General features: G+C 59.1%; 22 protein-coding genes. 8 read left to right on the top strand and 14 right to left on the bottom strand.

The features are described from left to right. Nucleotides 1-162 precede the first annotated feature (162 nt). A complete protein-coding gene (locus N2599_RS16755) occupies nt 163-594 on the top strand; it encodes a hypothetical protein (RefSeq protein ID WP_027511738.1) in 432 nt (143 codons plus the stop codon). A gap of 6 nt (nt 595-600) precedes the next feature. Here N2599_RS16755 and N2599_RS16760 read toward each other — a convergent pair whose 3' ends face one another. Continuing rightward, nucleotides 601-1,242: a LysE family translocator gene (locus tag N2599_RS16760; protein ID WP_027511739.1), complete on the bottom strand. Its 642-nt coding sequence runs from the start codon at nt 1,240-1,242 to the stop codon at nt 601-603. 129 nt (nt 1,243-1,371) lie between these two features. Further along, a complete protein-coding gene (locus N2599_RS16765) occupies nt 1,372-2,595 on the bottom strand; it encodes an argininosuccinate synthase (RefSeq protein ID WP_027511740.1) in 1,224 nt (407 codons plus the stop codon). Nucleotides 2,596-2,783: 188 nt separating this feature from the next. On the opposite strand from N2599_RS16765, the gene N2599_RS16770 reads away from it, so the two are divergent. Next, entirely contained in the window at nt 2,784-3,635 is an 852-nt protein-coding gene (locus N2599_RS16770; RefSeq protein ID WP_037142844.1) for an SDR family NAD(P)-dependent oxidoreductase, read from the top strand. Nucleotides 3,636-3,715: 80 nt separating this feature from the next. After that, on the top strand, nt 3,716-4,357 hold the full coding sequence (locus N2599_RS16775; RefSeq protein WP_027511742.1) for a LysE family translocator: 642 nt from the start codon (nt 3,716-3,718) through the stop codon (nt 4,355-4,357). Nucleotides 4,358-4,368: 11 nt separating this feature from the next. On the opposite strand, the gene N2599_RS16780 is transcribed toward N2599_RS16775, so the two are convergent. The 7 genes from N2599_RS16780 to N2599_RS16810 all read right to left on the bottom strand — a co-directional run bounded on the left by N2599_RS16780 (nt 4,369) and on the right by N2599_RS16810 (nt 10,257). After that, nucleotides 4,369-5,163, bottom strand: coding sequence for an ABC transporter ATP-binding protein (locus N2599_RS16780; protein WP_027511743.1), 795 nt, complete (start codon nt 5,161-5,163; stop codon nt 4,369-4,371). Next, nucleotides 5,160-6,041, bottom strand: coding sequence for an ABC transporter permease (locus N2599_RS16785; RefSeq protein WP_027511744.1), 882 nt, complete (start codon nt 6,039-6,041; stop codon nt 5,160-5,162). Before N2599_RS16785 ends, N2599_RS16780 begins: the two co-directional genes overlap by 4 nt. A gap of 120 nt (nt 6,042-6,161) precedes the next feature. Next, a complete protein-coding gene (locus tag N2599_RS16790) occupies nt 6,162-7,115 on the bottom strand; it encodes an ABC transporter substrate-binding protein (RefSeq protein ID WP_027511745.1) in 954 nt (317 codons plus the stop codon). Between the two features lie 90 nt (nt 7,116-7,205). Then, nucleotides 7,206-8,435, bottom strand: coding sequence for a dual-specificity RNA methyltransferase RlmN (gene rlmN / locus N2599_RS16795; protein WP_027511746.1), 1,230 nt, complete (start codon nt 8,433-8,435; stop codon nt 7,206-7,208). Between the two features lie 223 nt (nt 8,436-8,658). Then, nucleotides 8,659-9,174 carry an invasion associated locus B family protein gene (locus N2599_RS16800; RefSeq protein WP_027511747.1) on the bottom strand — a complete coding sequence of 172 codons (516 nt, stop codon included), beginning with the start codon at nt 9,172-9,174 and terminating at the stop codon, nt 8,659-8,661. A gap of 339 nt (nt 9,175-9,513) precedes the next feature. Then, a complete protein-coding gene (locus N2599_RS16805) occupies nt 9,514-9,903 on the bottom strand; it encodes a YkvA family protein (RefSeq protein ID WP_027511748.1) in 390 nt (129 codons plus the stop codon). A 51-nt stretch (nt 9,904-9,954) separates the two neighbouring features. After that, nucleotides 9,955-10,257: a 4a-hydroxytetrahydrobiopterin dehydratase gene (locus tag N2599_RS16810; protein ID WP_027511749.1), complete on the bottom strand. Its 303-nt coding sequence runs from the start codon at nt 10,255-10,257 to the stop codon at nt 9,955-9,957. A gap of 36 nt (nt 10,258-10,293) precedes the next feature. Between N2599_RS16810 and N2599_RS16815 the strand changes: the two genes are divergently transcribed. Beyond that, a complete protein-coding gene (locus N2599_RS16815) occupies nt 10,294-10,794 on the top strand; it encodes a low molecular weight protein-tyrosine-phosphatase (protein WP_084606560.1) in 501 nt (166 codons plus the stop codon). Here the strand turns inward: N2599_RS16815 and thpR are convergent. Together thpR and N2599_RS16825 are read right to left on the bottom strand one after the other, a co-directional pair. Beyond that, nucleotides 10,701-11,294 carry an RNA 2',3'-cyclic phosphodiesterase gene (thpR, locus tag N2599_RS16820; protein ID WP_027511751.1) on the bottom strand — a complete coding sequence of 198 codons (594 nt, stop codon included), beginning with the start codon at nt 11,292-11,294 and terminating at the stop codon, nt 10,701-10,703. The genes N2599_RS16815 and thpR overlap by 94 nt on opposite strands. A gap of 68 nt (nt 11,295-11,362) precedes the next feature. Beyond that, nucleotides 11,363-12,007 carry an arylesterase gene (locus N2599_RS16825; protein ID WP_027511752.1) on the bottom strand — a complete coding sequence of 215 codons (645 nt, stop codon included), beginning with the start codon at nt 12,005-12,007 and terminating at the stop codon, nt 11,363-11,365. A 54-nt stretch (nt 12,008-12,061) separates the two neighbouring features. Here N2599_RS16825 and N2599_RS16830 point away from each other — a divergent pair, with 54 nt between their 5' ends. The 4 genes from N2599_RS16830 to N2599_RS16845 all read left to right on the top strand — a co-directional run bounded on the left by N2599_RS16830 (nt 12,062) and on the right by N2599_RS16845 (nt 16,878). After that, nucleotides 12,062-12,769, top strand: coding sequence for an ABC transporter ATP-binding protein (locus N2599_RS16830; protein WP_027511753.1), 708 nt, complete (start codon nt 12,062-12,064; stop codon nt 12,767-12,769). Further along, on the top strand, nt 12,766-15,309 hold the full coding sequence (locus tag N2599_RS16835; RefSeq protein ID WP_027511754.1) for an ABC transporter permease: 2,544 nt from the start codon (nt 12,766-12,768) through the stop codon (nt 15,307-15,309). The genes N2599_RS16830 and N2599_RS16835 overlap by 4 nt, the downstream gene beginning before the upstream one ends. 179 nt (nt 15,310-15,488) lie before the next feature. Then, nucleotides 15,489-16,217: a Bax inhibitor-1/YccA family protein gene (locus N2599_RS16840; protein ID WP_027511755.1), complete on the top strand. Its 729-nt coding sequence runs from the start codon at nt 15,489-15,491 to the stop codon at nt 16,215-16,217. A 103-nt stretch (nt 16,218-16,320) separates the two neighbouring features. Then, the gene (locus tag N2599_RS16845; protein ID WP_027511756.1) at nt 16,321-16,878 is read left to right on the top strand and encodes a GNAT family N-acetyltransferase; all 558 of its coding nucleotides are present in this window, start codon (nt 16,321-16,323) and stop codon (nt 16,876-16,878) included. Nucleotides 16,879-16,883: 5 nt separating this feature from the next. On the opposite strand, the gene N2599_RS16850 is transcribed toward N2599_RS16845, so the two are convergent. The 3 genes from N2599_RS16850 to acnA all read right to left on the bottom strand — a co-directional run bounded on the left by N2599_RS16850 (nt 16,884) and on the right by acnA (nt 21,213). Further along, entirely contained in the window at nt 16,884-17,285 is a 402-nt protein-coding gene (locus N2599_RS16850) for a DUF2794 domain-containing protein (RefSeq protein WP_027511757.1), read from the bottom strand. Between the two features lie 277 nt (nt 17,286-17,562). After that, nucleotides 17,563-18,303 (bottom strand): DUF1223 domain-containing protein, encoded by a 741-nt coding sequence (locus tag N2599_RS16855; protein WP_027511758.1) that lies wholly within the window; start codon nt 18,301-18,303, stop codon nt 17,563-17,565. A 219-nt stretch (nt 18,304-18,522) separates the two neighbouring features. Further along, a complete protein-coding gene (gene acnA / locus N2599_RS16860) occupies nt 18,523-21,213 on the bottom strand; it encodes an aconitate hydratase AcnA (protein WP_027511759.1) in 2,691 nt (896 codons plus the stop codon). Nucleotides 21,214-21,401 lie beyond the last annotated feature (188 nt).

Here is a 21,401-nt window from a genome sequence, read left to right on the forward strand (position 1 = left end):
CGCGGCATTGGTATGCCGCTGGCGAAATTCACTTTTTGCCTTTCACAGTAAGATCTAACCGACAAGAATTGATACACAAGAATTAACCAATCGTTGACGATTGACGCGACTCGCGCGCTGGCGCTAGTCTCAAGCCACTCTTTCCGTCAGGGGACATATGCCATGGAAATTTTTTCTGTGCGGTCTTCTCAGAGTTTGCTTTTTAAAAACAGCCAGAACAACGCAAAAAATTCGAAGACCGAAGAGATTGGAATCGACACCGGAGCGGCCGCTTCAGTGATATTCAGGATCGACGACAATGGTGTCGAAGGCCCGGATTTTACGGCAATGAGCCCGGGCGAGCTGCGCAACCATGCGCGCCAAAGCTACGACGGCGGCGGGATCGATCAGGACACATTTGCGGCGATTTCCGAGCCGCTGCCGATGCACGCCATCGATGCACAGGGTAACGTCATCGACCTGACCGGGATCACCGACGGCACGTTATTCAATTTTCGCGATTATTACGAAAACCAGCTGCAGATCGCCATGTCGATCGGCGATTCCGATAGCGTAAAGACACTGAAATCCATCGTGAATTTCTTGAATGTTTGACCGCGTTCAGGCCTTACGCCATCCGAGGAGGCCTGGCGTCGCGTGCCAGAGCGCCTGGGCTGCAAATCCCATGAAGAGCACGCCGGAACAGCGGACGATCAGCCGCTCATGCGCGCGGTAGAAACGCCGCACAGCGCCTGCGCCGATAATGGCGACAAGAATAAGATCGGCAGTCACGAAGCCTACGAAGGATACGCCGAGAAGCAGCGGCAACGCCTCGAAATCGAGGGCGCCTGCCGAACCTGCGACCAACGCCGTGAAGGTCGCAAGCGCTACCGGATAACCCTTCGGATTGGTGACGCCGAAAATCAGCCCACGGCGGAAGGGCCGCTCGACCATCACCAGCGCCCGCCCGTCACCTTTCGGCTTCGCCGTTATCGCGCTCCAGCCGATCCAGGCGAGATAGAAGCCGCAGAGCAAGCCGAGCAGATCGAAGACGAAGGTGCCGATCGTCCTTGCGCCGACGATCGCAACCAGCGCCAGCGCCGACCAGAGAATATCGCCGACGAGATGCCCCATCATGAAGAAGGCGCCAGCCTTTCGTCCCTGCCCAGCACCAATGCCGAGAAGCTGAAGGAACGCCGGACCTGGAATGAGCACATAAAAGAGAGCCGCCAGAAAGGCACCGACAAGCAGGGGTTGCGTCATGTCAAACGCTCCGAAGGGTCAAAGCCGCAGACTATGCTAACCCGGTAATCCGTCAAGCGCCGCACAACTCAAAAAGAAGAGGCCCGCGGCGCTGCCGGCGGGCCTCTCGTCAAGCATATTATGACATGCTTAGCTCTTGAGGTTACGCTTGCCGAGTGTGCGCAGGCGCAGTGCGTTCAGCTTAATGAAGCCCGCCGCGTCCTTCTGATCGTAGGCTCCCTGGTCGTCCTCGAAGGTGACCAGCTTGTCGGAATAGAGCGACTTCGGGCTCTCCCGGCCAATGACCATGACGTTGCCCTTGTAGAGCTTCAGCGTCACTTCGCCTTCGACATGCTCCTGGCTCTTGTCGATGAGGGCCTGCAGCATTTCGCGTTCCGGCGAGAACCAGAAGCCGTAGTAGATGAGCTCCGCGTAACGCGGCATCATCTCGTCCTTGAGGTGCGCTGCGCCGCGGTCGAGCGTGATGGATTCGATCGCACGGTGTGCCGAAAGCAGGATCGTGCCGCCGGGCGTTTCATAGACGCCGCGCGATTTCATGCCAACGAAACGGTTCTCCACGAGGTCAAGGCGGCCGATGCCGTTGTCTCGGCCGTAGGTGTTGAGCGTGGCGAGAAGCGTCGCAGGGGTCATGCGAACGCCGTTGATCGAAACCGCATCGCCCTTCTCGAAGCCCACCTTGATGACCGTTGCCTTGTCAGGTGCGGCTTCCGGCGAGATCGTGCGCATGTGCACGTATTCCGGTGCTTCCTGCGCCGGATCTTCCAGGACCTTGCCTTCGGATGACGAGTGCAGCAGGTTGGCGTCGACGGAGAACGGTGCCTCGCCCTTCTTGTCCTTGGCAACCGGGATCTGGTGCTGTTCAGCAAACGCGAGCAACTCGGTGCGGCTCTTGAACGCCCAATCGCGCCACGGCGCGATGATCTTGATGTCCGGGTTCAGCGCGTAGGCGGAAAGCTCGAAACGGACCTGGTCGTTGCCCTTGCCGGTTGCGCCATGGGCGATCGCATCGGCGCCGGTCTTGCGGGCGATGTCGATCAGGTGCTTGGAGATCAGCGGCCGGGCGATCGAAGTGCCGAGCAGGTAGACGCCCTCATAGAGGGCATTGGCGCGGAACATCGGAAAGACGAAATCCTTCACGAACTCTTCGCGCACGTCCTCGACATAGATTTCCTTGATGCCGAGCATCTCGGCCTTCTTGCGCGCCGGTCCCAGCTCTTCGCCCTGGCCCAGGTCGGCGGTGAAGGTCACTACTTCGGCGCCGAGTTCAGTCTGCAGCCACTTGAGGATGATCGAGGTATCGAGGCCGCCGGAATAGGCGAGCACGACTTTTTTCACGTCTTTTTTGGATGCCATGATGATGAGGTCCGTTGCATATGGGCAGCGGCGAACCCGCATAGCCCGGTGTCGCGGGCACTTTTAGCGAGATTGTCGCGTGACGCAAGGGCAGGATTGCCGCCGCAGGTGTGGGCTTGGAGTTTGACAGTGCGAAACGCACACCCATATCTGGCTGCGTCCGAACAATGGTTGAGGAGGCCGGTCCTATGAATATTCAGGAGATTCTCAAGAAGCCCAATGTTGCCGTGATCACCGGCGGCGCATCCGGTATCGGCCTTGCGGCGGCGAAGCATTTCGCCAAGGCCGGCATGAGGGTCGCAATTGCCGATCTCGGCGGCGAGCGGCTGGCTAAGGCTCGTGGCGAACTCGAAGCCATTGCCGGCCACGAGCGCGTGATGGCAGTTGAGGCGGATGTTTCCGACAAAACGTCGCTGGAAGCGCTCGAACGGGCTGTCGTTCAGCGCTTCGGCCGCGTCCATGTCCTTATGAACAACGCCGGCATCGGTCCGGAAACCTCGATTTTCAGCGCTCAGGCGAATTGGGACAGCATCCTGGCTGTCAATCTCCTCGGCGTCATCAATGGCACGCGCGTCTTCGGACCGGGCATGCTGGCACATGGCGAGCCCGGACTCATCATCAACACCGGCTCCAAGCAGGGCATCACGACCCCTCCGGGCAATCCCGCCTACAATATCTCGAAAGCAGGCGTGAAGGTTTTCACCGAAGCGCTGGAGCACGAGCTTCGCAACACCGAAGGCTCGAAAATCTCAGCCCATCTTCTGATCCCGGGTTTCGTTTTCACCGGCCTCACCAAGGGTGACAGCGCCGAAAAGCCCGCGGCCGCCTGGACACCGGAACAGACGGTCGACTTCATGATCGAGAGCCTGCAGCGCGGCGATTTCTATATCCTATGTCCGGACAACGACGTCGCCCGCCCGGTTGACGAACGCCGCATGGCCTGGGCGATCGGCGACATCATCGAGAACCGCCCGCCGCTATCGCGCTGGCACAAGGATTATGCCGACAGGTTCAAGGCCTCCCTTGAAGAAAAGCGATAGGCAGATCATCAGGATTGATTTGTAATTTTCTGAAAGCTGGATAAGAAAACACTAACTCTTATCAGCTTTCAGAGTGTGTCATGGATTTCGTGCCGAGCATCGCAACCCTTCTCGCCTTCACGGCGGCCAGCCTGCTTCTCGCAGCAACGCCAGGGCCGGATATGACACTCTCGATCAGCCGAGCACTCTCTCAAGGCAAAAAGCCGGCGCTTTACGTCGTCTTGGGCACCAGCCTCGGCATCGTGGTTCATACCATGCTGGTTGCTTTCGGTATCTCAGCGCTGATCACCGCCTCGCCGATGGCCTTCTTGATTCTGAAGACCGGAGGCGCCGCCTATCTTCTCTGGCTGGCTCTTCAGGCAATCCGCTTTGGCTCGAAGCTTTCCGTCGAGCAGGTCAGCGAAGCCAAAGGCACACCGCTTTCCAACATATCCGTCGGCTTCTGGGTCAATCTCCTAAACCCCAAGGTCATCATCTTCTTCATGACCTTCCTGCCGCAGTTTGTAAGCGCCGGCGATCCGGCGGTGACACAGAAGCTGTTGTTCCTCGGTTTCTTCTTCATCCTGATCGGTATGCCGGTGAACACTTTTGTGGTTCTCGCCTCCGACTGGCTCGCCGGCTGGCTACAGAAAAACAGGAAGGTGCTGCGCGGAATGGACTACACGTTTGCGGGGGTCTTCTCGATCTTCGCCGTGAAGATCTTCTTTACGCAGGCGCGTTGACCAGGCCCGTCCTAGCCGATCAGTAGTGCATCGTCGTCCAGCGTCTGTCCGCGCATCTTGCGGAACATCGCGATCAGGTCTTCGACTTGCAGGTCCTTGCGGCTGTCACCGCTGACGTCCAGCACGATTTCGCCACCATGCAGCATGACGGTGCGGTGTCCGTAGTCCAGCGCCTGGCGCATGGAATGGGTCACCATCAGCGTGGTCAGCTTGCGCTCCGAGACAATCTTGTCCGTGAGGCTCATGACAAATTCCGCCATGGCTGGATCAAGTGCGGCCGTATGTTCGTCGAGCAGCAGCACCTCGGAACCGGCAAGCGTCGCCATGACCAGCGAAACCGCCTGGCGCTGACCGCCGGAAAGCAAATCCATGCGATCAGCCATACGATTTTCGAGGCCGAGGTTCAGTTCGCTGATCCGTTCACGGAAATGATCGCGGCGCCTCGGGCCGAGGGCCGCCACCAATCCGCGCCGCTCGCCGCGCCGGGCGGCAAGAGCTAGATTCTCCTCGATCGAGAGGGAGCCGCAGCTTCCGGTCAGCGGGTCCTGGAAGACGCGTGCGACAAGCCCCGCACGCTGAGCGGTCTGCTTGCGCGTCACGTCGATGTCGCCGATCAGCACCTTCCCCTCGCTTGCCAGAACGTCGCCAGCAAGAACGCCGAGCAGCGTCGATTTGCCGGCGCCGTTGGAGCCGATGACAGTCACGAAGGAGCCTTGCTCAATCGTCAGGCTGACGCCATTTAGCGCCCTTTTCTCGAGCGGCGTGCCCTTCCCGAAAACGACTTTGACATCCTTGACGCTGATCACGATGCGGCTCCTCCGCGGCGAATACGGGGAAGAATGAGCGCAATAGTCACGAGAACCGCCGTCACGAAATTGAGATCCGAGGCCTGAAGTCCCATTATATCGGTCGAAAGCGCCAGTTGAATGGCAATGCGGTAGATGATCGAGCCGAAGACACAGCCGATGAGGGCAATCAGGAGCCCCCGGCGGCCCAGCAGCGTCTCACCGATGATCACGGCGGCAAGGCCGACCACGATCGTGCCGACACCAGAGGTCACATCGGCAAAGCCATTGGTCTGCGCGAAGAGCGCGCCGCCAAGCGCGACAAGAGCATTCGACATCGCCATGCCAAGATAAATTTGCCTGCTCGTATCGACGCCCTGCGCCCGCGCCATCCGTGCATTTGCACCCGTTGCTCGCATCGCAAGCCCGGCATCGCTCTCGAGGAAACGCCAGACCACGATCAACACGATGATGACGAGAACACCGACAAAGAGCGGCCGGACATAAAAGTCGCGAAGACCAAGACCGAAGAACGGGCTGATCATCGTATCGGCATTGATCAGTGCGACGTTGGGTTTGCCCATGACGCGGAGATTGACCGAGAAGAGCGCAATCATGGTCAGGATCGACGCGAGCAGGTTCAAGATTTTGAACCTGACGTTGAGCATCGCGGTCACGATGCCTGCGCCAGCCCCCGCGACCATCGCAAGGAGCGCAGCAAGCCAAGGGTTCACGCCGGCAATAATCAACACCGCAGTAACCGCTGCACCGAGCGGGAAGGAGCCGTCGACGGTCAGATCCGGAAAATCGAGGACGCGAAACGCGAGATAGACACCGAGGGCGACAAAGGCATAAACCAGCCCCAGCTCAACGGCTCCCCAAAATGCAATCTGACTCAAGGCGATATGCCCTTCTTTTCTTCAGTTCTGCCCAATCGTAAGGGCATCAATATCATCAGCCGCTCCCGTTTAGAAACAGGAACGGCTAAGCGCAATATCGATAACGGCAAAAGCTGCTTGTTATTCGATGACGCGATTGGCCCGCTTGAGAACGCTTTCTGGAAGCGTAACGCCCATTTTCTGAGCCGCGGCCTTGTTGATGACGAGATCGCTGCCGGCGGCGACCTTGACCGGGATATCACCCGGATTTTCGCCCTTCAGGACACGGACCACGACATCGCCGGTCTGCTTGCCAACGTCGTAATAGTTGAACCCGAGTGCCGCGACGGAGCCGCGTGAGACGGAATCGGTATCTGCTGTAAAGAGCGGCAGCTTGCTTTCTGCGGCGACCGCAACGGCGCCTTCCAGCGCCGAGATGATCGTGTTGTCCGTCGGCACGTAGATCGCATCGGCACGGCCGACGAGCGAGCGAGCTGCACCCTGCACCTCCGCAGACTTGGTTGCCGCCGATTCAACGACGCGCATGCCGGCCTTCTCCGCTTCAACCTTCAGGACTGCAAGCAGCGACACCGAATTCGCTTCCCCGGAATTGTAGAGGTAGCCAATCGTCTTGGCCTCCGGCAGGATTTCCTTGATCAGCGCGACGTGCTCGGCAACCGGCGACATATCGGAAAGGCCGGTGACATTGCCGCCAGGCTTGTCCATATCCTTGACGAGCTGCGCGCCGAGCGGATCGGAAACGGCGGTGAAGACCACCGGAATGTCGCGGGTCGCGGAAACCACGGCCTGCGCCGACGGCGTAGAGATCGGCACAATGATGTTCGGATCCTCGCCTGCGAACTGACGGGCGATCTGCGCTGCCGTAGCAGGATTTCCCTGTGCGGATTCAAAGAGGAATGTGAGGTTCTCGCCTTCCTTGTAGCCTGCCGCCGCAAGCGTATCCTGGACGCCCTTGCGCACGGCATCGAGCGCCGGGTGCTCGACGATAGCGGTCACGGCGACCGTGACGTCGTCAGCCTTGGCGGGCAAGGTAAGGGCAAGAGTCGCCGCGACGGCGAGCGAGATCAAACGCATGAGAGTCCTCCATCGGTGATGAAAGGCTTCTAAGAAAACCGCACGCCGCAATCAATCGCAAAGAACTGCTGCAAGGATCAAACTTGCTGATCAGTCATCGGCGCCGTGATTGGCGATCATCATCGCCTCGAAGGCCAGGCGCTCGGTCTTGCGCATGCGCTCGGATTCCGACTTGAGCTGGCCGCATGCGGCAAGGATGTCGCGGCCGCGTGGCGTGCGGATCGGCGACGCGTAGCCCGCCGAATTGATGAAATCGGCAAACTTCTCGATCTGCGCCCAGTCAGAACACTGATAATTCGTGCCAGGCCAGGGATTGAACGGGATCAGGTTGATCTTGGCAGGCACGCCCTTCAAGAGCTGGATCAGCCCCTTGGCATCTTCCAGACTGTCGTTGACGTCCTTCAGCATCACATATTCGAAGGTGATGCGACGCGCGTTGGAGAGGCCCGGATAAGCACGGCACGCGTCGATCAATTCCTTCAGCGGATACTTCTTGTTGATCGGCACCAGGATGTCGCGCAGGTCGTCGCGCACGGCATGCAGCGAGATCGCCAGCATGACCCCAATCTCGTCTCCGGTGCGGAAAATCTCGGGCACGACGCCGGAGGTGGAAAGCGTGACACGACGCTTCGAAAGTGAAAGCCCGTCGCCGTCCGTGGCAATCAGCAAGGCCTGCTTCACGGCATCGAAATTGTAGAGCGGCTCACCCATGCCCATCATGACGATGTTGCTCACCTTGCGGCCTTCCGACGGCACGACGGCGCCGACCGGCACGTCGCGGTCCGGGAAATCGCCAAGCCGGTCGCGAGCAAGCAGGAGCTGCGAGAGGATTTCTTCCGCTGTCAGGTTGCGTACCAGCCGCTGCGTGCCGGTATGACAGAAGGAACAGGTGAGCGTACAGCCCACCTGGCTGGAGATGCAGAGCGTGCCGCGGCCCTCTTCCGGGATGTACACCGTCTCGATGTCGACGGGCCGTCCGGCGCCGCGGGGCGGAAAGCGCAGCAGCCATTTGCGGGTGCCGTCATTGGAAACCTGCTCTTCGACAATCTCTGGACGCGCGATCGTGAAATGCTGCTTCAGCATCTCGCGCATGTCCTTGGCGATATTCACCATCTGATCGAAATCGGAGATGCCGCGCACATAGATCCAGTTCCACAACTGGCTGACGCGCATCTTGATCTGCTTGTCGGCAACGCCCTTCTCGCTAAGCGCTTGGCCCATTTCCCCGCGGCTCAAGCCGATCAGCGATGGCTTCGGCGAAAGCTCCGTGCGCGGCTGCGCGGCAGGCTTGGTGATGGTCACGGCATCCATGACGGACATGGTCCCTTATCCCGAAATCAAACTGCACTCACCCCGGTAAGCCGGAAGACTTCGCGGGCGGCATCGGCAGTTCAAAGAAAATTGATTAGCGGAGCGGCTATGCCGCGATCTTCCGCAGTTGCGCGCGGCTTTATCATCATTTTCGCCGCGCGTCACTATAGATGGCAAAAGGCAAAGGCCGGCGCAAGGGCCGGCCTTTAACTTCAAGATCGCGCAACGTGGCTTACTTGCAGGTTTCGATCTGCTTCAGCGAAGCAGAGATGCCGGAGAGCGAGTAGCTGTAGGATGTGGCGGTGCCTCGGCGAGACATCGCATTGACAGTCATCGACTTGCCGCCCTTCATGGCTGCCACAAGCGCCGGTTCCTGCGCCGCATTCTCGACCCAGCCGGCCTTATCCTTGGTAAACATAACGAAGGTCTTGCTATCGATGACGACTTCTATCTTCGAGCCTTCCTTGACCGTGTAGCCCATCATGGCCTGCGGCTCGTAAGAGATGTTCTGGCCGGGACGCTGCGAGACGATAAAGAAGTTGTCGCCGTGGTCGATGCCAGCCGGTTTCTTTTCGGTCGGCACGGACAGCACGTAGCAAACATTGCCGTTGCCCTGCTTGTAGGAATAGGCACCCCAAGCCTGGAATTGCTGGATGCGCGTGGGCGCAGCAGCGGTCTGCTGCGCTCCTGCAGTTCCGGCCGTGATCAGAACGAGTGCGAGAGCGGATACGATACTTTTTACAAACATGGATTTCCTGCCGGTTCTTACGATTCAGCGCCCTGTCGGAGCGAGCGGCGTCTTCGTCACGATCTGCTTTATTTTGACTTGATTCAGGTTACCAAAGCGTCAACGGAGCCTAAGAATTGTCGCCACGTGTGTCATTCCGGCCTGAGTGTCAACGTATAACGCGATTGCGCCCCGCGACGATATTCTGCCCTGATGGCCTGATGCCATCCCTTCGAGGAGATTTAAGACATAAAGATTCAGGCAAGAGTTTGACCTTCCGGAATTCCGCTGCCGGACCATTAAGGCATTGGAAATTTATCAAAGAATTGCCTGAGCACAGGTGCTGGAAGCCTAAACGGCCTAGATCGTTTTCATGCCTTCCGGCTGATCGGCAAGCGCACGATCCGCCGCCTCGTAATGCTTCGCTTTCACATGGCTGCTGACCATCGCAAACGCTGCGGTGAGCACGGCAATATCGTCCGAAAAGCCGATCAGGGCGAAAATGTCCGGAATCATGTCCAGAGGCAGGATGAAATACGCTAGCGCAGCAAGCATGATGCCGCGTACACGCGCCGGCGTCTCGGGATCGAGCGCGCAATAGAAGCCTGCCACCAGGTCGCGTGAAAACGGAATTTGCCGCACTGCCCGCTTGAAGGTCGGCCAGAACTTTTTCCGCACAGCCTTTTCCTGCCTGCTCTGGGTATCTTCGTCCCCGGGGAGCAGGATCTCACCGAACTTGACGTCGTCCATTCCGTTTTCCCTTTTCGTGCATGCGAAGATATGGTGATGGCTTCGGCATATTCAATCAATCTGTCCGGCAGCCTTGTCCATCGCCTTGGCAAGCTTGAAGTCGAGTTCGGTCAGGCCGCCCGCATCATGCGTGTTCAGCTTCACCTCGACCCTGGAATAGACATTGAACCATTCCGGATGGTGGTTGAGCTTTTCTGCCACAAGCGCCGCCTTCGTCATGAAACCGAAGGCTTCAACGAAGCTTGCGAATTTGAAGGTTTTGGAGATCGATGCTGCACCATCATCCAGGGACCAGCCCGTCAATCCGGCAAGCTGGCCGTTGATCGCACTCCGTTCCAGTTTCTCCTGTTTCATGTCATTGTTCTCCCATCTGTTCCGTCAGGTCCCTTCATGAAACGCGTCAGCATTCTCTTTGTTTGCATGGGCAACATCTGCCGCTCTCCGCTCGCCGAAGGCATCCTTGCGCGTATTGCAAGAGAAGCCGGTCTTGCCGATCGTTTCAAGATTGATTCGGCAGGTACCGGCGGCTGGCATCAAGGCAAACAGCCTGATAGGCGCTCGATCGCAATCGCACGAGCCCACGGTATTGACATTACAGAGCAGCGTGCCCGCCATATCCGCCCTGACGATTTCGAGGAATTCGATCTTGTCCTCGCAATGGACCGCGCCAATGTTGCCGAGCTTCGCGCGATGGCGCCGGGCGCAGGCAACATAATGCTTTTCGGCGACGCCGCGCTTCAGACCGGCGAGGATATTCCGGACCCCTACTACGGCGGCCCGGAAGGCTTTGAACTGATCTATACGAGGCTTTTGACAGGCTGCATCGCGCTGGTCGAAACGCTCGGCGCGGACCAAGCCTCGCTCAGCGGGAAGACTTCTTCCGTCAGATAGGGACCGCCGCCGACCGACTCCCGCGAAGAAAGCAGCACGAAGCGTGGAACCGTGAAGGATGACGTCTGGAAGTTGCCTCGACTGGAAAGATAGTGGACGACGTCATCGACGCGCGAGGACTTCAGCCGCGCCAGCGTCACATGCGGCGTAAATTTGCGGGGATCCGACGGCAGGCCGATCCTCTGGCATATACGTTCGATTTCAGCCTGCAGGGCATACATCTCCGGCGAAGGCGAAACGCCCGCCCAAACGGAATGGGGCTTCTTCGAGCCGAAGGAGCCGATGCCGTCAAGGCGTATCTGAAATTCGGGCCGGTCGATCCGGTCCAAGCGCTCGACGATCTCGTCCGCAGTACGTCCATCGACATCGCCGATGAAACGCAGCGTGATATGGTAATTCTCGACATCGATCCATCTAGCACCGGGAAGACCACCGCGCAGCAATGAAAGGCTCATCGCCGCATTGCGCGGAATTTCGAGGGCGGTAAACAGTCTCGGCATAACGAGCACTCCCCGAATCTTTTGCAGGTGCTCACACGGAATCACGCATTCGAGACCCGCGCAAGCCCTTATTTCTTCACAGTAGAAATCGTCCCGATGAATTCCGTGACAGCTGGTTCCATCTTCTGGACCATCACATCAATGCCCTTCGCGTTCGGATGCATTCCATCCTCAAGCTTTAAACTGGCGTCAGTGACGACCCCGTCAAGGAAGAAGGCATAATGCCGAACCTTATGTTTTTCCGCGAGTTTTTGGTAGATCGGATTAAACCGCGCGGCATAATCCGCACCCATGTTCGGCGGCGCCATCATACCCACAAGCAGCACGGCGATGCCGCGACCCTTTAGCCGGGCAATTATCGCATCGAGATTCTTTTCGCTCTCTTCCGGGGCAATGCCGCGCAACGCGTCGTTGGCACCAAGCTCCAAAATGACGCCGTTTGTGCCGTCCGGGACAGACCAGTCGATTCGCGCCAGCCCGCCTGACGTCGTGTCGCCGGAAACGCCCGCATTGGCGATCGAAACATCGACGCCTTTGGCTTTCAAGGCCGCTTGCAGCTTCTCCGGGAAGCCGTCGCCTGGCGGCAGTTGGTAGCCTGCCATCAGGCTGTCGCCGAAGCCGACAAGGTTGATGGTCGTGGCATTTGCACTGGTCCCGAAAATCAACGAAACGGCAATGACAGCGATGTGAAGCGCGACAACTTTAAATCTCATGCTGCTTTCCCTAGATTGGCAAAGTCTTTGCAATTCATATAGGGCGATTTTCTGTTGGCAAAAACCATCATCAAGCTCAAGCAGGCAGATTTGACGCTGGGCAATGCTGCAGCCTCCGTGCATGTATTGAAAGGCATCGACCTTTCGGTCGCCGCCGGCGAGTCGGTTGGTATCGTTGGCCCCTCCGGTTCCGGCAAGTCCACATTGCTGATGGTCCTTGCCGGTCTCGAGAAGCTCGATAGCGGCGAGATCAACATCAACGAGACACCCCTGCACGCTCTCAGCGAAGACCAGGTCGCTGATTTCCGCGGCCGCAATATCGGCATCGTCTTCCAGTCGTTCCATCTGATCGCCAATATGACGGCCCTTGAAAACGTCGCAGTACCCCTTGAGCTCGCAAACGTGCCGAACCCTTTCGAAATCGCCCGGCGCGAGCTGATGTCGGTCGGCCTCGGCGAGCGGCTGAGCCACTATCCGGGCCAGCTTTCGGGCGGCGAACAGCAGCGCGTCGCCATCGCCCGCGCGCTTGCGCCTTCGCCCGCCCTCCTCATCGCCGACGAACCGACCGGTAATCTCGACACCGATACCGGCCGCCAGATCGCCGATCTGCTGTTTTCCAAGCAGGCCGAGCGCGGCATGACTCTGCTGCTCGTCACGCATGACGTGTCGCTCGCCAACCGATGTTCGCGGCAGATCAAAGTCCGTTCCGGCCAGATCGAAGGCGATACTGCCGACCGGCGTTCCGAAGCAGCCATCGCATGAAGCTCGTCACACCCCGCGTCGCGCTCGCCTTCCGTCTTGCCCTTCGCGAGCTTCGCGGCGGCCTCAGAGGCTTCTATATTTTCCTTGCCTGCATCGCGCTCGGCACCGGCGCGATCGCCGCCGTCAATTCCGTCTCGCAATCGATCACCGACACAATCGCATCCCAGGGCCAGGAGCTGCTCGCCGGCGATGTCCGTTTCGAACTGAATAATCGCGAGGCGACCCAGCAGGAGATGGGTTTCCTCCGGGGCCTTGGCCAGGTTTCCACCTCGACCGGCCTTCGCTCCATGGCACGAAAGCCGGATGGCTCCGATCAGGCGCTGGTCGAGGTCAAGGCGGTGGATAACGCCTATCCGCTCTATGGCAAATTCACGGCCGAACCGGATTACACGCTTTCCGCTCTGCTCTCCGATCAGAACGGAACCTATGGCGCCGTTGCAGCACCCCTGCTGCTGGAGCGCCTCGGTCTTGCGGTCGGCGACGAGATCCTGCTCGGAAACGCGACGCTCAGCATCACCGGCACCGTTAAGACAGAGCCAGATGCGCTCTCAGAAGGTTTCGGTTTTGCGCCGCGTCTGGTGGTCAGCCGGCAAGCTCTGGCTGCCTCCGGGCTCATCCAGACCGGCAGCCTTGTCGAGCATGTCTACAAGATCAAGCTCGACGACCCCTCCGATCGCGGCAGCGTGCGCGACCGCGCCACCACGGAGTTACCATCGGCGGGCTGGTCGATCCGAACGAGCGACCGCGCGGCACCCTCGCTCACCGAAAACATTACCCGCTTCTCGCAATTCCTCACGCTCGTCGGCCTCACCGCACTGATCGTCGGCGGCGTGGGCGTCGCCAACGCCGTCCGCGCCTTCCTGGATGCGAAGCGCACAACGATCGCGACATTCAAATGCCTCGGAGCACCTGCCGCAGTCGTCGTCCTCGTTTATCTCTTCCAGATTGCGATCATCGCCTTCGCCGGCATCCTGATCGGCCTCGTCTTGGGTATCCTGTCGCCGATGCTCGCCGCGCAATTTCTCGCACAATTCCTGCCGGTCTCCACCGAGCCGACGCTCTATCCAGACGCGCTGCTGATAGCAGCCCTCTTCGGCATCCTGACGACACTCGCCTTCGCCATCATGCCGCTCGGCCATGCCCGCGAAGTGCCGGCAACCGCGCTCTTCCGCGAACAGGGTTTCGAGGCACGCCGCCTGCCTTCGTGGCCCTATATCCTGCTTGCCGCGCTTTTCATGGCAGCACTTGCCAGTCTTGCAATCCTTACCGCCTATGACCGCTACATCGCCGTCATCTTCGTCTGTGCGATCGTCTTCGCCTTCGTCATCTTGCGCGCTGTTGCGGCACTGATCGCCTGGCTTGCCAAGCGCAGCCCGCGCGTCAATTCGCCGGCACTGAGGCTTGCGATCGGCAACATCCATCGCCCTGGCGCACTGACGCCGTCCGTCGTCCTCTCGCTCGGCCTCGGCCTCGCTCTGCTGGTCACCCTGACGCTCATCGACGGTAACCTCCGCCGGCAATTGACCGGACGCATGGCCGATGGCGCACCAAATTTCTTCTTCGTCGACATTCAAAGTGCCGAGGTCGAAAACTTCCGCAGCCTGATCAACCGGCAGGCACCAGAAGGCAAGCTCGTCGAAGTGCCGATGCTGCGCGGCCGTATCTTGGCGCTGAACGGGAAGGACGTGACCAAGATCCAGGTGCCACCCGGTGGCCAGTGGGTGCTGCGCGGCGATCGCGGCATCACCTATTCAGAGTCGAAGCCGGAAAACTCCTCGCTGACGGAGGGAAGCTGGTGGCCGAAGGACTACGGGGGCGAGCCGCTTGTCTCCTTCTCCTCGGAAGAAGCCAGAGAACTCGGCCTGAAGATCGGCGATACCGTTACTGTCAATGTGCTTGGCCGCAACCTCACTGCCAAAATTGCCAACTTGCGGAAGGTCGAGTGGGAATCGCTGTCGATCAATTTCGTCATGGTCTTCTCGCCCAATACCTTCCGTGGCGCTCCGCATGCATGGTTGGCAACGCTTACCGATCCCTCGGCGACGCCGGCCGTGGAAGCAGCCATCCTCAAATCCGTGACCAATACCTACCCGACGATTACCAGCGTCCGTGTCAAAGATGCGATCGACATCGTCAACACGCTGGTCGCGCAGCTTGCGACTGCAATCCGCGCGGCCGCCTCCGTTGCGCTCATCTCCTCCATTCTGGTACTTGCCGGCGCGCTTGCCGCCGGCAACCGGGCACGAACCCACGATGCCGTCGTGCTCAAGACGCTGGGCGCAACGCGAGCGATGCTGATCCGCGCCTTCAGCTACGAATATCTGATCCTAGGGATTGCAACGGCGGTCTTCGCATTGATCGCCGGCGGAGCCGCGGCCTGGTTCATCGTCAGCCGAGTCATGCGGATACCTTCGACGTTCCTGCCGGATGTCGCTGGCCTTACGCTGATCACCGCTCTGGTCCTGACCGTTGGCATCGGGCTGATCGGCACTTGGCGCATTCTCGGCCAGAAGGCAGCACCCGTTTTGCGCGAACTCTGAATCGGCGGCAGATAAAATCCCTTCACCTTACGGCGATTTAACCCGATCGCGGGTTGCAAGGGCCTTGTTTGCAAAGGGCGAAAGGCTCATATTGTCGCTAGGCATGCTGGAGCTCCGCAGCGGCGCCCGGGTCGTATAGCCCGACACCGTATTCCCATCGGAGCTTTTAAGAGGAAACTATGGCCGACCTTCGTAACTACCAAAGCCGCGCACAAACTGGCGAGATGATCGACCAAGGACTGCGCTCCTATATGCTCAAGGTCTACAACCTGATGGCGCTGGGGCTGGCGATCACGGGTGTAGCGGCATTTCTATCATTCCAGCTCGCTTTTGCCGACGGTCAATTGACCGCCTTCGGCCAGGCGATCTATGTGAGCCCGCTGAAGTGGGTCGTGATCCTTGCCCCGTTGGCTCTGGTGTTTTTCCTGAGCTTCCGGATCGGCCGCATGAGTGTCGCCGCCGCCCAGACGACTTTCTGGGTCTATGCCGCACTCGTCGGCCTTTCGCTGTCGTCAATCCTGCTGATCTACACGGGCCAGAGCGTCGTTCAAACGTTCTTCATCACCGCCGCCTCCTTTGGCGCGCTGTCGCTTTACGGTTACTCGACAAAACGTGACCTCTCGGCAATGGGCTCGTTCCTGATCATGGGCCTCTTCGGTCTGATCATCGCCTCGCTGGTGAACATTTTCCTGGCCTCTTCCGCGATGCAGTTCGCGATCTCCGTGATCGGCGTTCTGATCTTCGCAGGCCTTACAGCCTACGATACGCAGCGGATCAAGGAAATGTACTTCGAAGCCGATGACGTTGCCGTCGCCGGCCGCAAGGCGATCATAGGCGCGCTGACGCTCTATCTCGACTTTATCAACCTCTTCATGTTCCTGCTGCAGTTCCTCGGTAACCGCAGGTAAGGGGACAGCATCACCGGAAAAGGCGGCTCCGGCCGCCTTTTTTATTGCGCGTTGAGCGATGGAGTGTTTTCTAAAGACTATTCATCAATAGTCGGCCGACTCAATGCCCTTCTCCCTTCGTGACGCCACTCCTTCCGACCTTCCCGCAATCACGGAAATCTATCGCGAATCAGTCCTCAATGGCGTCGCCAGCTACGAGATCATCCCGCCTTCGGAATCCGAGATGGCTTCTCGCTTCTCCGCGAATACCGGCCTCGGGTATCCCTATGTCGCTGCGGTTGATGAGAATGGGACCCTGCTTGGCTATGCCTACGCCTCCGCCTTCCGCACCCGACCTGCCTATCGCTGGATCGTGGAGGATTCAATCTATCTCGCGCCTGCAGCGCGCGGCCTTGGCATCGGTCGGGCACTGCTCACAGCGCTGATTTCGCGCTGCACGGAATTCGGCTTCCGCCAGATGATAGCCGTCATTGGCGGCGCTCATCCTGCTTCGATCGCGCTTCATCGCACGTTGGGCTTTGAAGATACGGGTCTGCTGAAAGGTGCCGGATACAAACACGGGCGCTGGCTTGACACGATGATCATGCAGCGGCCGCTCGGCGATGGCAAAGACAGCGATCCTAATCCGTCGGTCTATCCCGGCACGCTGTTCAAGGGCTGATGCCTTCACTTCTCGACGAGTTTGAACACCTTGTTGAAGACTTTCAGCACCTGCTGGAGGTCATGGCCGCGCTTCAGGATCATGCCGTTTGAATTGACCACGGAATAGGCGCCTTGCTTGGTGGCAAGCCTCGGATCCTTCTCGATGCGGAAAAGCGGCATCTCGCCTGAACGTTTGAACACGGCGAAGATCGCCTTCTCCTTCAAATGGTCGATGGCGTAGTCTTTCCATTCGCCTTCGCCGACCATCCTTCCGTAGATCCACAGAATCGCATCCAGCTCGCGGCGATGAAACGTCACCGGCGGCGGATCCTTGCTTTGCTTGTACTCTTTTAAATCGACGACGACCGAGGAACTACTACTGGCGGAACGGGCGTCGCCATGCCGCAAATCCGGCTGATCTGTCATCAGTCTCCCAAGCCTCCGCTTATGACAGGAGAACGACAGTTTGCCCGAGCCACATCAAATTGCAAGTGCGGCCAACCATCACATTAAACATATGCTATGCAATCTCCCAAGCGCCGCATTTCAGTCAAAACAGCGCCTCATTTCCGGGGGAAGTTCGCTCACTGATTTGGCGCCAGCGCGCCAAAGGGCCCGGCTGAGCGTATCGACCTTAACCCCAGCCCCGAATACGATCAGCCGGGCCGCCTCATTTCCGTCCGCGTCGAAGCGGTGAAACCGGTCAGATATTCTTGCCTGCCATGACGATTGTTGCGCCGAGAATCGCGGCCGGATCGCCGTCCGCTGTCGCAGCCTGAAGCAGGACGGCGCACCCCTCGAGTCCTGGTTTCTGCAGAACGCTTGCGGGCAGCGTCAGGTTTGCCGACTTGCCGTCCCACATGCCGATCGTTTCGACATCGCTGACGCTGTTGAGATAGGAAATCTTCTTGCCGCTGTTTTCGCCCTTTTCGACGGTAATCGTCTTTTCCTTGTCGAAATAGACAAGAACGACATTGGCCTTTCCTTCGCCGGCGCCGATCTTTATCTCGAGCTCGTCGCCGTGCATCTGCGCGTCCACGGGCACGGTCAAGCCTTTGCCTTCCGTCGAAAATGTATCGATCTTGCCGTTGATAGCAGAAAGGTCTGAGCCAGTCAGGTGATCGCGGCCGTTCACCATGACCTGCGGTGTATAGACATTGCTGCGGCCCATCATCCGCGCATAACCATATTGGCGCTCGGTGTTTTCCTTCGAGCTGAACGTGTCCGTCCACCCGAGATAATTCCAGTAATCCACATGATAGGCGAGCGCGATGACATCGCCCTGGCTAACAAGCTTCCGGAAGGCAGCATCGGCGGGGGGACAAGAGGAGCATCCCTGCGAGGTGAAAAGTTCAACGACGCCTTTCGGCTTGCCATCCTCGGCATGAAGCGGCGCTGTAAGCACCATACCGGCGACCAGCGAGATCACAAAACGCGGCGACATTCCAACCTCTTTTCCAGAGACACGCAGCAGACCGAAAACCGCAGTCCCTGATTACGATGGTAGAGATAATCCTTCCGGCCGCAAACGGGAAGTCACGAAGGGGTGAGACGCCACCCGCCGGTATCGTCGCCGGAACACATCGGCGTGAGATGGAAACCCGCAAAGAAAACCGCCGGAGATTGCTTTCCGGCGGTCATTATATGTCATGCCTCTTAACAATCAGGCAGCAAGATCGCGCAGAACCGTCTGCAGGATGCCGCCGTTGTTAAGGTAGATCACTTCATCAAGCGTATCGACGCGCGACAGGAGCGGAACTTCCTTTACCGTGCCGTCGCCGTAAGTGATCTTGGCGATCTTCTTCTGGCGAGGTTTGATGTTTTCCAGGCCCTCGATGGTAACGGTCTCGTCACCCTTGAGGCCAAGGCTCTGCCAAGTCGTACCGTCTTCGAAGACGAAGGGGATGACGCCCATACCAACCAGGTTCGAGCGGTGGATACGTTCGAAGGACTGCGCGATAACGGCCTTGACACCGAGCAGGTTCGTGCCCTTCGCCGCCCAGTCACGCGACGAACCGTTGCCGTATTCGACACCTGCGAAGATGACCAGCGGGACACCCTCTGCCTTGTACTTCATGGCGGCGTCGTAGATCGATTCCTCTTCCTTCGACGGATAGTGGATCGTGTAGCCGCCTTCCTTGCCGTTCGGGCCGAGCATGTGGTTGCGGATGCGGATGTTGGCGAAGGTGCCGCGCATCATCACTTCATGATTGCCGCGCCGCGTGCCGTACTGATTGAAGTCCGCGACCCCGACATTGTGCTCGAGCAGATAAGAACCGGCCGGCGACGCAGCCTTGATCGAACCGGCCGGGGAAATGTGATCGGTGGTGATCTTGTCGCCGAAGAGACCGAGGACGCGGGCACCCTTGATATCCGAGGTACCGCTGCCCTTCTTGCCCATGCCGACGAAATAAGGCGGGTTCTGGACATAGGTTGAGTCGTCGTCCCAGGCGTAGGTCTGGCCCGGAGGAACCTGAACGGCCTGCCAGTTTTCATCGCCCTTGAAGACATCCGCATATTTCGTTTCGTAGAGTTCGCGGGTGACATACTTCAGGATGAATTCCTGAACTTCCTTCGCGCTCGGCCAGATGTCCTTGAGATAGACCGGCTTGCCGTTCTGGTCCTCGCCGATCGGCTCCTTGGTCAAGTCCTTCTGGACCGTGCCGGCGAGCGCATAAGCGACGACGAGCGGCGGGGATGCCAGGTAGTTCGCTTGAACGTCCGGCGAGATACGGCCTTCGAAGTTGCGGTTGCCCGAAAGCACGCCCGAAACGATAAGGCCCTTGTCGTTGATCGCCTTCGAGATCGGTGCCGGCAGCGGGCCGGAATTGCCGATGCAGGTCGTGCAGCCGAAGCCGACGAGGTTGAAGCCGAGCTTGTCGAGGTCGGCCTGTAGGCCGGATTTGGCAAGATATTCGCCAACAACCTGCGATCCAGGCGCCAGCGAGGTCTTGACCCAGGGCTTAGTCTTCAGGCCCTTGGCAACGGCGTTGCGGGCAAGCAGGCCGGCAGCGATAAGCACCGATGGGTTGGAGGTGTTAGTGCAGGACGTGATGGCGGCAATGGCAACGTCGCCATGGCCGAGATCGAAGTCCGTGCCTTCGACCGCATAGCGGTTTGAAAGCTGGCTGGGCTTCTTGTAGTCAGCGTCCATCGACGTGGCGAAACCGGACGCGATGTCTTCGAGCGCGATGCGGCCTTCCGGGCGCTTCGGGCCTGCCATAGACGGCACGACGTCGCCGAGGTCGAGTTCCAGCGTGTCGGTGAAGACCAGATCGGAACCATCGCCGTCGCGCCACATGCCTTGCGCCTTGGAATAGGCTTCGACCAGCGCGATCCGGTCATGCGTACGGCCCGACATGGTGAGGTAGTTGATGGTTTCGCCGTCGACCGGGAAGAAGCCGCAGGTCGCGCCGTATTCCGGACCCATGTTGCCGATCGTTGCGCGGTCTGCGAGCGGCATGTTGTCCATGCCCGGGCCGAAGAACTCGACAAACTTCGAAACGACGCCCTTCTTGCGCAGCATCTGCACGACGGTCAGAACAAGATCAGTCGCGGTCACGCCTTCCTTGAGCTTGCCGGTGAGCTTGAAGCCGATGACTTCCGGCAGGAGCATCGAGACCGGCTGGCCGAGCATAGCGGCTTCCGCTTCGATACCGCCGACGCCCCAGCCGAGAACGCCAAGGCCGTTGATCATCGTCGTGTGAGAGTCCGTACCGACGCAGGTATCCGGGTATGCAATCGTCTCTCCGTCCTCTTCCTTCGTCCAGACGGTCTGGCCGAGATATTCGAGGTTGACCTGGTGACAGATGCCAGTGCCGGGAGGAACGACGCGGAAGTTCTTGAATGCCTGCTGGCCCCACTTCAGGAAGCGGTAGCGCTCGCCGTTGCGCTGGTATTCCAGTTCGACGTTCTTCGCAAAGGCCTGCGGCGTGCCGAATTCATCGACGATGACCGAATGGTCGATGACCAGGTCGACCGGAACCAGCGGATTGATCTTTTCCGGATCGCCGCCGAGCGAGACCATCGCGTCGCGCATCGCGGCGAGGTCGACGACAGCCGGAACGCCGGTGAAGTCCTGCATCAGCACGCGTGCCGGCCGATAGGCGATTTCGTTTTCGACGGAGCCCTTGTTGTTCAGCCATTCGGCGACGGCCAGGATGTGCTCCTTGGTGACTGTTTGGCCGTCTTCGAAGCGCAGCAGGTTCTCGAGCAGAACCTTCATCGAATAGGGAAGCTTCGACACGCCCTTGAGACCATTCGCCTCAGCCTTCGGCAGGCTGTAATAGACATAGTCTTTCCCGTTCACGGAAAGCGTGGAACGACAATTGAAGCTGTCAAGAGATTTAGACACGAGAGACCCCGTTCTGATAGCCAACACAGTCGTGCGGACGCCTATGCACTAATGCACATCAGGATGCGGGTACGGCCATTTCCGCTGTCCGCACGTGGAGAGGTTCTCCATGTTCGGCGCAAGGATGAAATTCACGCCGGCCGCTGGCGTGGTTGCGGGTCTTATAGATAATTTCTAAGAAAGGTGCC

It is taken from the genome of Rhizobium sullae (assembly GCF_025200715.1).
Classification (GTDB): domain Bacteria; phylum Pseudomonadota; class Alphaproteobacteria; order Rhizobiales; family Rhizobiaceae; genus Rhizobium; species Rhizobium sullae.